Genomic DNA, 13,379 nt, shown 5'->3' on the forward strand with positions numbered 1-13,379 from the left:
CCATGTATGTCATCCGCATGAAGAACTGCGCCTTCTTCGCCCGGCACGGTGTGCTGGACGAAGAGGAGACGCTCGGCCAGCGCTTTTATGTCGATGCGGCGCTCACGGTAGACCCCGGGCGGGCGCTGGTCGACGATTCTATCGAGGACACCGTCAATTACGGCATCGCCTTTGCGGTCATCGAAAAGATCATTACCGGCGAGCGGCGCTTTCTGATCGAAGCGCTGGCGCTCGAAGTGGCGAGGGCGCTGACGGCGCGGTTTCCGCAGATCAAAAAGGCCGAGATCACCGTGCGCAAGCCGAACGCCCCGGTGCCGGGTGTGCTCGATCATGTCGAGGTGACCGTTGTCTGGCCAGAATAGTAACAACAACACCGTCTATCTCAGCCTTGGCGGCAATCTCGGTGATCCGGCGAAGTCGATGGCTGCGGCACTGGGCATTCTGGATGCCGACGAGAGCACGCGCGTCGTTGCCGTTTCGTCGCTCTACCGAACGCCGCCCTGGGGCAAGCTCGATCAGCCGGATTTCCTCAATGCGGCGGCCGAGATGTCGACCGCGCTTGCGCCGCGGGCTTTGCTCGACCTTTGCCTCGACGCCGAGCGAAAACTGAAGCGGGTGCGGGAGGAGCGCTGGGGTCCGCGCCTGATCGACATCGACATTCTGGTGTTCGGTGACCGCATCATCCACGAGACCGGACTGGAGGTGCCGCATCCGCGCATGCTGGAGCGCGCCTTCGTGTTGGCACCGCTGGCAGAAATTGCACCGAAGCTTGTGGTCGACGGCAAGAGCGTGTCGGAGCGACTGGCCGCTGTCGACACGTCGGGTATTGAACGGCTGCCGTCAGGCCGGAAATGGTGGAAGACCTGACGCTGCCGCCATCGGTGGCCGAAAATCAGCCGGAAAACCCACCACCGTCGAGGAACATTTGTTCGTCCGGTGTCGTCTCCCGGCCAAGCATCCTGTTTCGGTGTGGAAAGCGGCCGAAGCGCTGGATGATGTCGCGGTGTTCTACGGCATATTTCAGATAGGACGGGGCTTTGGCGGCGGTAAGCTCCATCGATTTGAGCTGATCGGCTAGATCCTCCGAATGCTCATAGGGCAGATAAAGAAAGACGCGGAGCTCTTCGTCGAGCGCCAAGTCATGGCCGGCAGCGATCGCCTTCCCGGCAAAATGCCGCGCCAGCGGGTCCGTGGCGTACATGTGGCCACTGCCGCGAAAGCAGTTTCGCGGAAACTGGTCGAGCAGGATCATCAGTGCCAGCGACCCTTCGGCGTGTTCGGACCAGCCGTCGCATTCGCGGCGGGCGGCGGCGAAGTGCAGATCGAGAAACCGGGTGCGGAAGTCGGCATCAAAAGCGTCGTTCTTCTCGAACCATGCGTCCTCCCCGGCGTGGCGCCAGAATCTGATGACGGAGAGCGCGCGTTCGTCCAGTTCATCCATCATTCGCATCTTCCCAAGGATTAATCGGCCGGCTCGGATTTCTGCAGCACGCCGGCGGTTTCCTCATTGAGCGCCTGACCCGCGCGGCGTGGTGTGCTGAGCGGCGTCGGGATGGGGGTGCCAATATTACCTTTGAGGAAGCGCCGTCCGGCGCGGATGCCTTCGGCCTGTTGAAGCTCGAAACGGGCAGCGTCGCGGCGGCGGACGTCCTCGACTACCTCGGCGACCTCTTCCGGGTCGACGCCGAGGGCTTCCAGCGTCGAGCCGCCGAAGACAAGCGCCGATTCGAACGTCTCGCGGAGCTGATAGTCAACGCCGGCACGAATGAGCTGCAACGCGGTGCCGCGGTCGAACGCCCGTGCCAGCACTGTCAGCAAGGGAAACTCCGCCTTGATCAGTTCCGCGATGCGCACGGCGGCATCGGGCTTGTCAACGCAGATCAGCACGGCGCGTGCCCGCCCGGCTCCCGCGGCTCGCAGGATGTCCAGCCGCGTGCCGTCGCCGTAATAGACCTTGAAGCCGAAATCGGCCGCTGCTTGGATCATTTCGACCTCGTTGTCGATGATCGACACGTCGATGCCGCGCAACAAAAGCGGCTGGCTGGCGATCTGGCCGAACCGGCCAAAGCCTATGATCAGCACGCTGCCGGTCAGGCCGTTGGCGACATCGACGCCTTCAAGCGACTGCTCGTCGCGCGGCGTCAGATACCGCTGTGCAATGATCGCCAACGGCGTCAGCACCATGGAAATGATGACAATGGCGGTCAGCATCGCATTGGCTTGGCCGTCGATAATGCCCACCGCAGCCGCCGCGGAATAGAGGACGAAGGCGAATTCGCCGCCTTGCGCCATGAAGACGGCGCGCTCGCGCGCTTCCCGATGGTCGGTTTTGAGGACGCGGGCAACGATATAGATGCCGATCGCCTTCATCACCATGTAGGCGACGACATAGATGGCAATGAGCTGCCAGTTGACGACGACGACATGCAGGTCGAGCGACATGCCGACGGCGAGGAAGAACAGCCCGAGCAGAATGCCGCGGAACGGTTCGATGTCGGCCTCCAGCTGGTGGCGGAAGGTCGATTCCGACAAAAGCACGCCGGCCAGGAAGGCGCCCATGGCCATCGACAGGCCGGAAAGCTGCATGGCGAGCGCTGACCCGAGAACGACCAGAAGGGCAGCTGCGGTCATCACCTCACGGGCGCGCGCATCCGCCAGGATACGGAAGAACGGATTGAGCAGATAGCGCCCGGCAACCACCAGCCCGACGATCGCGGCAAGGCCGATGCCGACCTCCGTCAACCTATCCGACAGGCTCATATCGGCGCCGCCCGGCGCGAGGAAGGCGATCAGCGCCAGCAGCGGCACGATGGCCAGATCTTCCAAAAGCAGGACCGAGACGATGCGCTGGCCCTTGGGCGTTGCCAGGTCGCCGCGTTCTTCCAGCAATTGCATGACGATTGCCGTCGAGGTGAGTACGAAACCGGCGCCAGCGACGAAGGATTGCGCGATCGGGAAACCTCCCGCCAGGCCGACGCCGGTCAGCAGAACCGCGCAGACGCCGACCTGCAGCGCACCAAGCCCGAAAATCTCGCGGCGCAGGCCCCATAGGCGTGACGGCTGCATCTCCAGCCCGATGATGAACAGGAACATGACGACGCCGAGTTCGGCGACATGAAGAATGGCTTCCGATTCGGAAAAGACGCGCAGCCCGAATGGGCCGATCACGACGCCGGCCGCCAAATAGCCGAGGATGGAGCCTAGTCCCATGCGCCTGAAGATCGGCACCGCAACGACGCCGGCGGCAAGCAGCGCCACCACCTGGATCAGATCGCTGTTCGATGCCTCTGCCGCCATGCCTGCCCTTCCGCTCGCCTGGGAGTCAAGCGGCCAAGATAGGGACTTCGGAGCGGATCGAACAGTGTGAATCCGGCGCATTGTGCAGGCGTTATTGCAGGCGCACTGCACAGGATAATGGGCCTCCGGGCGTTGCTTGTTTTCGCAATCCGGCGCTAAGGACGCCCGGCTTCGGCCAGTGGAGGGTGAGCGACGATCAAGTCGCGGCCCTTTTTGAGGAGATGACTGACATGAAGAAGTTCTTGCTGGTTGCCGTTGGCATCGCGGCACTTGCCGGCTCTGCCTGTTCGAAGGCACCCGAGTGCACGACCGAGATGCTGACCAAGAAGGCTCAGGACATGACTGCGGCACTTCAGGCTGCGATTACCAAGGATCCGGCCAAGGCAGCCGACCTCACAGCCAAGGTCCAGGCGGTCACAACCAAGTATCAGGGCGGCACGACAGCAGCCGAGGCCTGCAAGGCCTATGACGAGCTGATTGCAGCGATCAAGGGCTGAGCACCCATCTGCATGTCAAGGAGGACGGCGGCGTTTGGTTGCCGCCTTTTCACGCCGAAAGCTCAGTTCGGAGTTATGGAGCCGACCTCGACTGCATCGATCCGCTTCAACTTCATGCCGATGACCGGGACCAGCTGCTGGTCGACGCGCACGGCAACGGTCACCGTCATCGAATTGTCGTCGGGGACAAGCGCCTGCATCACGCCGCGCAACTGATTGCGATTAATGGTGAAAACCACCTTGTGCGCATCGATGACATTGCCACCGATAATGTCGAGGCCGGAGCCAGCGGCCCCGCCCATGAAGCTGCCCTTGTAGCCCTGCCGGCCCTTGTGTTCGATCGTTGCCGACATCTGCTGGGTGAACATACCGACCCGGCAGCCGCCGTCGAGCGACATGCCGACCTTGCCGTCAGGCGTCGAGCCAATGAAGCTGCAGGTGAATTTCGTGCCCTTGTATTTGCCGGCAACGATTTCTCCGGGGCCGACCCATTTGCCCTCGACCGATCGAAAGAACTGCTTGTCCGGTTCCGCCGCCGAAGCCTTTCCGGCAATGCCGATGGTTGCGACAAGGGCGAGCGCCACGGGCAGCACGCTGGACAAAATAACGCTTTTCATCGACGACACCCGGCAACAAAGAGACTGGTTGGACGCTTCCGACCATGAACAAGATTGGTTAATGCTTTGTCACCCCAAGGCGATAGTCACGTCTCGGAAGCGGATGTTTCTTTTTCTTTCTTTGCCGCAAAGGAGGTCAGCGCGGAAAGGAAATCGCCCAATCCTGGACGCCTGACGGCGTTAAAGGGCAGGGGCCTTGCCGTTTCCATCGCTGCAATGCCGATGCGCGCCGTCATCATGCCGTTGACGACGCCTTCGCCGAGCTTGGCCGAGAGCCGAGCCGCAAGGCCATGGCCGACGATCTGCTGGACGAAACTGTCGCCGACGGCGATCGACCCAGTGACCGCGAGATGGGCGAGAACGCTGCGCGCCAGGCGAAAAAAGCCAAGCGTGCCGGGGCGGCCGCCATAGAGCTCCGACAGACGGCGAATCAGCCGGCCGGCTTCGAACACGACATAAGCGACGTCGACCAGCGCGCGCGGACTGACCGCGGTCACCAGGGACACGCGCTTCGCCGCTTCGAGGATCATCATCTTGGCGCGGGCATCGAGCGGGCCGAGGATCTCGGTCTCGGCCAGCCGCACCAGATTGCCGCCATCGATGATCTCGCCGCGCAATTCGGCCAGCGAGCGCCTGCCGGCCGCGGTTTGGGGCTTGGCCGCGACAAATGCCGACAACTCGTCGACCACGGCGCGGGCGGCCTTCAGATCATCGCGGGCAATCGCATCGAGCGCCCGCTTCTGCAACTTTTCGACCTCGGCGAGGCGAGCAATCGCCACGAATTCGCGGATAAGGATGACCACAAGCGCCAGGATGGCGATCAATGCCATTCCGGCCGCCAGCCAGCCCAGCCACTCGGCGCGCTCGAACAGGTCGCGAATCAGCTGGTCGGTCCAGAGGCCAAGGGCGAGCGAAACCAGAACGCCCAGCGCGCCGAAGAACAGGCTGCCAAGCAGCGAACGTTTTCGCGGCGCAATCGCTGGCGGCGGTTCGGCAGCGACGACATCAGGCTCGTCGAAGACGTCGATCTCCGCCGGTGTGACCACGGCAAGATCCGCCTTCACGTTACGCGGCTTTCGCGCCGGCGCGGCCTCGGCCCCGGAATGGCGAGCCGTCGGATCTACCTTCGGCTGGGGCTCCGGCTCGATGCGAAAGGCCGCCGGTCTGCGGGGCGCGCTCATGCGAGATGATCTCCGATCAGGAACTGCAGCGCGCGGTCGAGCCTGATATGCGGCAGCGACAGCGTCACGCCCTCGGCCGTGCGCTCGAGTTTCGGCGGGCGAAAGCGCACGAAGCGGATCGCCGGGTCGTCATCGTTCTGCTGGTGCTTCGATTCGAAACCATCGAACACCGCATCAACTTTCTCCGGCAAATCACCGGGAAATATGGCTGTTTCGGTCTTTCCGTCAAAGGTTTCGCCATTGATTTTTTCGCCACGCAATGGCGTGCCGATAATGACCGGCAAAGTCTCACGGCCCTGCTTGACCGTGCCTTCCCGAGTCGCGCGCATGGCCGCCATGGCGACGACGTCGACGTCGGCACCAGTGAAATTCGCCCGCGCCACGGCGCGGTCGGCAAGCCGCCGCACGATCGCCTGCAGCCAGTCGTGGCTTTCGTGGTGCAGATGGTCGGCCTTGGTCGCGGCCACCAATATGCGGTCGATGCGTCTTGAAAACAGGTCGGTCAGGAAGTTGCCCCGGCCGGGCCGGAAACAGGACAGGATTTCGGTGACCGCGCGTTCCAGATCGGCCATCGCACCGGGGCCGGCGTTCAATGCCTGTAAGGCGTCGATGAGCACGATCTGCCGGTCGAGGCGCGTGATGTGTTCGCGAAAGAACGGTTTGACGACATACGTCTTGTAAGCCTCGTAGCGCCGCTCCATCATCGCCTGCAGCGATCCGTAGCGGGCGCGCCCGAGGCCGAGTTTCGGCAGCGGCGCAAAGGTCAGCGCCGGCGATCCTTCAAGATCGCCGGGCATCAGGAAGCGGCCGGGCGGTAGGGTCGAAAGCGCCCGCTCGTCAAGCTTGCAGGCCTTGAGGTAGGCGGCGAAGCTCTCGGCGAGACGGCGCGCCGTCATCTCGTCGGCGTCGGCGTTGGGGTCGACGGAGGCAGAGAGCGCCTGCCATTCCCGCGAAAGATCGACACGCACCGGCAACACGGCCATCTCGAAGGCCTCACGCGAAAAATCGGCGTAGGACTTGCCGAGCAGCGGCAGGTCGAGCAGCCATTCGCCGGGATAATCGACGACGTCGACGGACAATTTGCCGGCGGAAAACATGCGGCTCCAACCGGAGGCCGATTCGTATTCGATGGTGAGCCTCAGTTCGGAAATCGCACGCGTCGAGTCCGGCCAGACACGGTCGACGACAAGAGCCGCGATGTGATCCTCGTACTGGAAGCGTGGTACGGCGTCGTCCGGCTGCTCTTCGAGAAAGGCCCTGGCGATGCGCCCCGATTTTTGTGCCTCAAACAGCGGCAAGCGTCCGCCATGGACCAGATTGTGCACAAGGGCCGAGATGAACACCGTCTTGCCGGCGCGGGACAGCCCGGTCACGCCAAGACGCAGCGACGGAGCGAAAAGCCCGGCAGCGCGGCCTGACAACGTATCCAAGGCGATCTTCGCCTCGTCGGTGAAAGTCGTCAGCGATGATGCCAAAATCTGTTCTCGCGGGGCCGGTCAGCCACCGATATAGGCTTTGAGGCGCGGCTTTGAAATGGCCTCAGATATCGGCAGGCGTCAGGAAGGCTTCGAGATAGCCGGCGCCAGGCGCAGCCTCCGCAAGACTGCCGTTGAACCGGACCACCGCAAGTGCGGAGGTCGGGAAGCCGTGGTTCAGCATGGCCCGCGCGGTCTCGTTGCCGTCGCCTGAGAGCGCCATGGCGAGGTCCTCAATCATCGGATTGTGGCCAATGACGAGCAGGGCGTCCAGCCCGCCATTCTGCCGGACGGCAGCGAGGTACGCGGCGGCATCGTCGTTGTAGAGCGCGTCAAAGAACAGCACCCGGCCCGTGTCCGTATGGCCAGCTAAGCTTTCCAGCGTCTGGCGAGCACGCCTGGCGCTTGAGCACAGGGTGAGGCCCGGTACGTATTTGCGAGAACGCATCAGCACGCCCATCGCTTCGGCATCCGCGAAGCCAGATGTATCGAGCGGGCGGTCGAAGTCGGCGACGCCGGGCAGCGCCCAGCCGGCCTTCGCATGCCTCAGCAGGTAAAGTCTGGTCACCGGATCCCCGTTGTGCCGGGCACCGAACCCGTCAATACGCCGCAGGATTTGCCATCAGAAGAGCTCCGTGCGCAATGGCAAGCGTCCTTCAAGCATAGCGAATCATGTATGAATTCGGTCGTATTCTTCGCAAAAAGGGCATCGCGGATGCCGTTTGTCCGGGACTAACAATTGCGTGAAACAGTCGTCGATTGACCTTGTGCAGTTTTCGGTCCGCGAATATATAGGCGCCAAATTTGGGGTTTGTTGGGTGAGTCGAATGAACGACATCGTTACCGCCGATTACGTACCCTCCGAAGACGAGCCGTTCATGAACGAGCGGCAGAAATCCTACTTTCGCCTGAAGCTCGTCACCTGGAAGAACGACATCTTGCGCGAAGCGCGCGAAACTCTCGAAATCCTGCAGCAGGAAAACGCCAACCATCCCGATCTCGCCGATCGGGCTTCCTCGGAAACCGACCGCGCCATCGAACTTCGCGCCCGCGATCGCCAGCGAAAACTCATCTCGAAGATCGATTCCGCCCTCCAGCGCCTTGACGAAGGCACCTACGGCTATTGCGAGGAAACAGGCGAGCCGATCGCGCTGAAGCGGCTCGACGCGCGCCCGATCGCGACCTTGTCGATCGAGGCACAGGAGCGCCATGAGCGGCGCGAGAAGGTGTACCGCGACGACTGAGTCGGCGGGAAAAACAGAGCGGCATCGGTAAAGCGTTCAAAATGGCCGGTTTTCCGGCCATTTTCATTGGCCGTTCGCTATCAGCCTATCTTTTCTGATTGGACAACTCGCCGAGGAGCTTCGTCATCTCGTCGTCGAGAGAGGGCGATGCCTTCGCCACTGGCTTGTTCGGCGTTTGGCTGAAGCGTGGCTCGTCGAGGGAAACCTCCAGCTCCTTCATCAGCGCATCGTCGATCGACTCGTGCTGTGCCGGCGGCTCGTATCTTGCCGGGGAGTCCTGTCTTGCCGGCGGCGGCGTATGCCGTGAAGCATTGGCGTTGACGGATCCATAATTTGGCAACGGTGTGACGTTCGATGCCGGTTTCGGCGCCGGTGCCGGCATTGTTGCCGGCATTGTCGCCGTCTGGCGGGCTCGGACAGGGGTTGCGGCTACGCTTGCCGCCTGCGGCGGCGCTTGCCTCACCGGCGCGGCTGTGGTCTGAGCCGATCTTGCTGCCGGCTGGTGGCTGTTATCTCCGGTCAATGCCGGGCGGCGCAGCGCCGAGAGCCTGATGTCGCGCTCGACGACGACGTCGGTCGGACCACCGATCAAGAGCAGGTGCTCGATATCGTCGCGGCGCACCAGCACCAGCCGCCGGTGACTGTCGACCGCTGTGGCATCCATGACCGCCAGCCGCGTCTTGCGGTTCCTGCCGCCGGCGACGAATGTTCCGAAGGTCAGGCTGCGGACCAGCCTGATGATAAGAAGAATGATGAGCAGAAGGACAAGTACTGCAAACGTCCACAGGATTGCCGCGGCATAACCAGGACCCGCCACGCCATCCAGCCATTGCAGCATTGGTTCCCCCAAAATCAGCTTTCGAAGAGACGCGACACTAGACTGTTGCGGCAGGCCACCGCAAGTTGCCTTTCACGCTTCGTGAACAGCTTGAAACACCGGGAGCGGAACGGCGTCTTTTTAGCGGACATTTGCCGCCGGGCCTTTTCCCGACCCTGAGAATATGATTCAACCGACACCGGAATTCACGAGCAGGGGGAACATGGCCAAGGAAGCGCGCGGCGATTTCTATCCGGTACCTATCGTCGACCAGAACACGCGACCGGGCGCGGTCACCCGGCTCATCGTCTTCATCGTCGTCCTGACGGGGGCAGCGATCGTCTTCGGCCTTTTCCGCGAGCGACTTGGCGACCCATTCCTGCTCGGCATGCTTGGCGTGTTGGCGATGATCGGCGTCGGCTTTCTGTTCGCCACTGCGATCGGCTTCGTGCACGTCACGCCGCGCTCGACAAGCGACGAACTGTCGAAAGCTTTCGTCGATTCGATGTCGCAAGGCCTCCTGGTCACCGATACCAAAGGCCGGATCATCTACGCCAACCGGACCTATGCCGACATGACTGGCGCCGAGTCGGCCGCCGACCTCAAGACGGTCGAAGGTTTGCTTTCAGACGTTCCCGAGGCCTCAGTGACCATATACCGGCTGGCGTCAGGCCTGCGCGACGGCCAGGCGGGCGACGGCGAGTTTCGGCTCGCGCAGTCCATTCGGCCAGGCGCCGAATCGGGCGCGCGCTGGTACCGCGTCCGGGCCCGCGCGTTCAGCGTTCCAGGCCAGCGGCTGCCCATGCTTGCTTGGCAGCTTGCTGATATCTCGCGGGAACGGGCCGAGCAGGAGCGGTTCTTTCTCGACCTGCAAAAGGCCATCGATCACCTCGACCACGCGCCGGCCGGTTTCTTTTCGGCCGACCAGGAAGGCCGCGTCACCTATATCAACGCGACCCTTGCGGAGTGGCTGGGCATCGACCTGGCCAGCTTCACCCCCGGCGCCATCACGCTGCCGGAGATCGTCGCCGGCGACGGCATGGCGCTGGTCCGTTCGGTCAAGGCCGACGCGGGTACCACGCGCAATGCCGTTATCGATCTCGATCTGACGACGATGACCGGGGAGGCGTTGCCGGTGCGCTTCATGCATCGTGTTTCGGCCAGCCGAGAGGGGCTCAACGGCCCGACTCGCACCATCGTGCTCAACCGGACGCAAGGCGAGGACGCTTCGGCCGACCTTCGCGCCTCGGAAATACGCTTCACGCGATTCTTCAACTCGACGCCGATGGCGATTGCCGGCGTCGACCATGCCGGTCGCATCCTGCGCACCAATGCGCCGTTCCTGTCGCTATTTTCCTCGGTCGTCGACCGCGACGCGGTCGATCGGCGTGTGCGGCTGGATACGGTGATCCACGAGCGCGACCGGCCGGCCTTCGCCGCGGCGTTCGAAAAGGCACGCCAGCAACAGGCTGATATCGAGCCGATCGATACGGTGCTGCCCGGCAATGAGGAACGACACATACGCTTCTACGTCAATGCGGTCGCAGACGGCACCGGCGGCGAGGGCGCCGAGGAATCGGCCATCGTCTATGCCGTCGAGACCACCGAGCAAAAGGCCCTCGAGGGCCAGATGGCGCAGAGCCAGAAGATGCAGGCGGTCGGCCAGCTCGCCGGCGGCATCGCGCATGATTTCAACAATGTGCTGACCGCCATCATCATGGCCTCAGACCTGCTTTTGACCAACCACCGGCCGTCCGATCCGTCGTTCCCGGACATCATGAACATCAAGCAGAATGCCAACCGGGCGGCCTCGCTGGTGCGGCAGTTGCTGGCCTTCTCGCGCAAGCAGACGCTGCGACCGGAGGTGCTCAACCTGACCGACGTGCTCGCCGACCTAAGGATGCTGCTTGCCCGTCTGGTCGGCAACGATATCAAGCTCAAGATCGACCATGGCCGCGACCTGTGGCCGGTCAGGGTCGATATCGGGCAGTTCGAGCAAGTGGTGGTCAATCTGGCGGTCAATGCGCGCGATGCGATGCCGGCCGGCGGCGACCTCACCGTTCGCACCCGCAACGTCAGCGCCGGGGAATGCAAGACCTTTTCCTATCGCGAACTTACTCCGGCCGACTATGTGCTGGTCGAGGTCGAGGACAGCGGCAGCGGTATCGCGCCTGATGTGCTGAAAAAGATCTTTGAGCCCTTCTTCACGACAAAGGAGGTTGGCAAGGGAACGGGCCTCGGCCTGTCCATGGTCTATGGCATCATCAAGCAGACAGGCGGCTTCATCTTCTGCGATTCCGAAGTCGGCAAGGGATCCCTGTTCCGCATCTTCCTGCCGCGGCACATTGCGGAGGCAAGGAAGGCGGGCGAGGCTGGAGAAGTGCCGGCCGCACCTGCCAAGATCGCCGACTCAGCCAAGGATCTGTCGGGCTCGGCCACGGTGCTGCTGGTCGAGGACGAGGACGCCGTACGCATGGGCGGCATGCGTGCACTAAAGTCGCGCGGCTACACCGTCCACGAGGCGTCGTCGGGCGTCGAGGCGCTTGAAGTCTACGAAGCGCTCGGCGGCAAGGTCGACATCGTGGTCTCAGACGTGGTGATGCCGGAAATGGACGGCCCGACGCTGCTTGGCGAATTGCGCAAGCGGCAGCCCGACATCAAGTTCATCTTCGTGTCCGGATATGCGGAAGACGCATTCGCCAAGAACTTGCCGGCCGACGCACATTTCGGCTTTTTGCCCAAGCCGTTTTCGCTCAAGCAATTGGCCACGATCGTCAAGGACATGCTGGAATCCTGACCCTTCCAATGCTCCGCTTGCGCAATGCCGTGAGACTGCCATGATTGCAGGCGAAACGGGCGACGGGTTTTGGAAAGCATGCCGTGACGCCACACAACGAGGCCAGCAAGGGCGACTACGCAAGCACGGTGCTGCTGCCGGGCGATCCGCAGCGCGCAGAATGGATGGCGCAGACTTTTCTGGAGGCGCCGCGCTGCGTCAACCGCCGCCGCGGCGCGCTTGGTTTTACCGGCCTGTTTCGCGGCAAGCCTATCAGCATCCAGTCCACCGGCATCGGCGTCCCGTCATTCCTGGTCTACGTGCACGAGCTGCTGGATTTCTATGGTGCGAAAACACTGATCCGCACCGGCACCTGCGGCGGGCTGACCGCCGAGCTGGCGCTGCGCAGTCTGGTGATCGCGCAATCGGTGCGCGGTGAAAGCTCAGAAAGCGTTCAGAGTTTCGGGCTCTATCGTGCCAACGCCAGCCCCGATCCGGCATTGTTGGCCCAGGCGTTGACCCGGGCCGCCGAACTCGGCATCGACCAGCGGGCCGGCCTGACCATCTGCAGCGATATTTTTTATCATCCGCAGGGGCGTGAGCGCTTTGCCGAAGCGCAGGCACAGGGCGCGCTCGCCGTGGACATGGAAACCAGCGCGCTCTACCGCATCGCGGCCGATTTTGGTGCCCGGGCACTGTCGATCCTGACCGTCGTCGACAATGTGGCAACCGGCGAGCAGACCGACTATGCAGAACGCCAGGGGCTTTTCACCAATATGACCCGGCTGGCGCTCGACGTGGCGGCGGAGAGCTAGGCGGCTCTCTGCCTTCCGGTGCTAATTCTCACGAGGTTGCGCATATTTTTTTCAACGTTTGGTGCAGGTCGAGGCGGTAAAGGCACCGTCCGGCTGCTTCATGATGATGTCGAAGGAGGGGGTGGTTCCGCTTTCCAGCGTCGCTTGCGTAAGCGAGATCGAGTTGCCGCCGCTGGTGTAGCCGCCCAGCGGACCCAGCCAAGTGATCACCCCGTCTGCATCCATCTGGTAGTTATAACTCTGCCGCGCGGTGCCGAAGCTCACCGGACCGCTATAGACGTTTCCCTTGATGGTGATGTCGCCGAGGCTGAGGAACATGCCAAGCAGATAGACTTCGCAATGATAGGGGCCGTCCGGCAGCTTGCCGTCGCTGAAGCCGGCGCGCGCTACAGTCGTCGTCGCCAGCAGAAGCATGGTGATGAAAATGCAAGACGTTCGGAAGGCCATGGCGTCGCTCGTTTAAGGGTTCGAACTTGCCCCATTTCGCTGCGGCGCTGCAATCCTCGCCAGTGCTCTTGTGATGCTGCTCAAAATTCGGGCATTGGCCCGTACATGAGTAAAACTTAGGCTGATACGGGTGATCTTTTCTCAGTTCGAACCTGGCAGGCGAGGTTCATCTCCTGCGCCTAATACATTAACCGACTGACAGAGCTGGGAAAT

Annotated in this window: 14 protein-coding genes; 6 read left to right on the plus strand and 8 right to left on the minus strand. The window is 62.6% G+C overall.

The genetic code is table 11. The features are described from left to right. The first annotated feature begins 2 nt into the window (after positions 1-2). Positions 3-362, plus strand: a complete 360-nt coding sequence (gene folB / locus NKH43_RS11800) for a dihydroneopterin aldolase (protein WP_023717825.1) — start codon at positions 3-5, stop codon at positions 360-362. Beyond that, positions 346-867 carry a 2-amino-4-hydroxy-6-hydroxymethyldihydropteridine diphosphokinase gene (gene folK, locus NKH43_RS11805; RefSeq protein WP_352858241.1) on the plus strand — a complete coding sequence of 174 codons (522 nt, stop codon included), beginning with the start codon at positions 346-348 and terminating at the stop codon, positions 865-867. Before folB ends, folK begins: the two co-directional genes overlap by 17 nt. Positions 868-892: 25 nt before the next feature. On the opposite strand, the gene NKH43_RS11810 is transcribed toward folK, so the two are convergent. Then, the gene (locus NKH43_RS11810; protein ID WP_352858399.1) at positions 893-1,441 is read right to left on the minus strand and encodes a DUF924 family protein; all 549 of its coding nucleotides are present in this window, start codon (positions 1,439-1,441) and stop codon (positions 893-895) included. Positions 1,442-1,461: 20 nt separating this feature from the next. Beyond that, positions 1,462-3,297: a monovalent cation:proton antiporter-2 (CPA2) family protein gene (locus tag NKH43_RS11815; protein ID WP_352858244.1), complete on the minus strand. Its 1,836-nt coding sequence runs from the start codon at positions 3,295-3,297 to the stop codon at positions 1,462-1,464. A gap of 230 nt (positions 3,298-3,527) precedes the next feature. Between NKH43_RS11815 and NKH43_RS11820 the strand changes: the two genes are divergently transcribed. Beyond that, positions 3,528-3,794: a hypothetical protein gene (locus NKH43_RS11820; protein WP_023717821.1), complete on the plus strand. Its 267-nt coding sequence runs from the start codon at positions 3,528-3,530 to the stop codon at positions 3,792-3,794. Between the two features lie 62 nt (positions 3,795-3,856). Here the strand turns inward: NKH43_RS11820 and NKH43_RS11825 are convergent, their stop codons facing one another. The 4 genes from NKH43_RS11825 to NKH43_RS11840 all read right to left on the minus strand — a co-directional run bounded on the left by NKH43_RS11825 (position 3,857) and on the right by NKH43_RS11840 (position 7,635). Then, entirely contained in the window at positions 3,857-4,411 is a 555-nt protein-coding gene (locus NKH43_RS11825) for a hypothetical protein (protein ID WP_352482234.1), read from the minus strand. Between the two features lie 86 nt (positions 4,412-4,497). Next, positions 4,498-5,592, minus strand: coding sequence for a YcjF family protein (locus NKH43_RS11830; protein ID WP_352858247.1), 1,095 nt, complete (start codon positions 5,590-5,592; stop codon positions 4,498-4,500). Beyond that, positions 5,589-7,067: a YcjX family GTP-binding protein gene (locus NKH43_RS11835; protein WP_352858250.1), complete on the minus strand. Its 1,479-nt coding sequence runs from the start codon at positions 7,065-7,067 to the stop codon at positions 5,589-5,591. The genes NKH43_RS11830 and NKH43_RS11835 overlap by 4 nt, the downstream gene beginning before the upstream one ends. 64 nt (positions 7,068-7,131) lie before the next feature. Then, positions 7,132-7,635 (minus strand): SixA phosphatase family protein, encoded by a 504-nt coding sequence (locus NKH43_RS11840; RefSeq protein ID WP_352844136.1) that lies wholly within the window; start codon positions 7,633-7,635, stop codon positions 7,132-7,134. Positions 7,636-7,894: 259 nt separating this feature from the next. Between NKH43_RS11840 and dksA the strand changes: the two genes are divergently transcribed. Beyond that, on the plus strand, positions 7,895-8,311 hold the full coding sequence (gene dksA, locus NKH43_RS11845) for an RNA polymerase-binding protein DksA (RefSeq protein ID WP_023717816.1): 417 nt from the start codon (positions 7,895-7,897) through the stop codon (positions 8,309-8,311). Between the two features lie 85 nt (positions 8,312-8,396). Here the strand turns inward: dksA and NKH43_RS11850 are convergent, their stop codons facing one another. Then, positions 8,397-9,149, minus strand: a complete 753-nt coding sequence (locus tag NKH43_RS11850; RefSeq protein ID WP_352858254.1) for a hypothetical protein — start codon at positions 9,147-9,149, stop codon at positions 8,397-8,399. 202 nt (positions 9,150-9,351) lie between these two features. Here NKH43_RS11850 and cckA point away from each other — a divergent pair, with 202 nt between their 5' ends. Both cckA and NKH43_RS11860 read left to right on the plus strand, forming a co-directional pair. Then, positions 9,352-11,925, plus strand: coding sequence for a cell cycle histidine kinase CckA (cckA, locus tag NKH43_RS11855; protein WP_352494572.1), 2,574 nt, complete (start codon positions 9,352-9,354; stop codon positions 11,923-11,925). An 83-nt stretch (positions 11,926-12,008) separates the two neighbouring features. Next, positions 12,009-12,719 carry a purine-nucleoside phosphorylase gene (locus tag NKH43_RS11860; RefSeq protein WP_023717814.1) on the plus strand — a complete coding sequence of 237 codons (711 nt, stop codon included), beginning with the start codon at positions 12,009-12,011 and terminating at the stop codon, positions 12,717-12,719. A 51-nt stretch (positions 12,720-12,770) separates the two neighbouring features. Here NKH43_RS11860 and NKH43_RS11865 read toward each other — a convergent pair whose 3' ends face one another. Then, positions 12,771-13,166, minus strand: coding sequence for a hypothetical protein (locus NKH43_RS11865; RefSeq protein WP_352482241.1), 396 nt, complete (start codon positions 13,164-13,166; stop codon positions 12,771-12,773). Positions 13,167-13,379 lie beyond the last annotated feature (213 nt).

It is taken from the genome of Mesorhizobium sp. M1163 (genome assembly GCF_040318415.1).
Classification (GTDB): Bacteria; Pseudomonadota; Alphaproteobacteria; order Rhizobiales; family Rhizobiaceae; genus Mesorhizobium.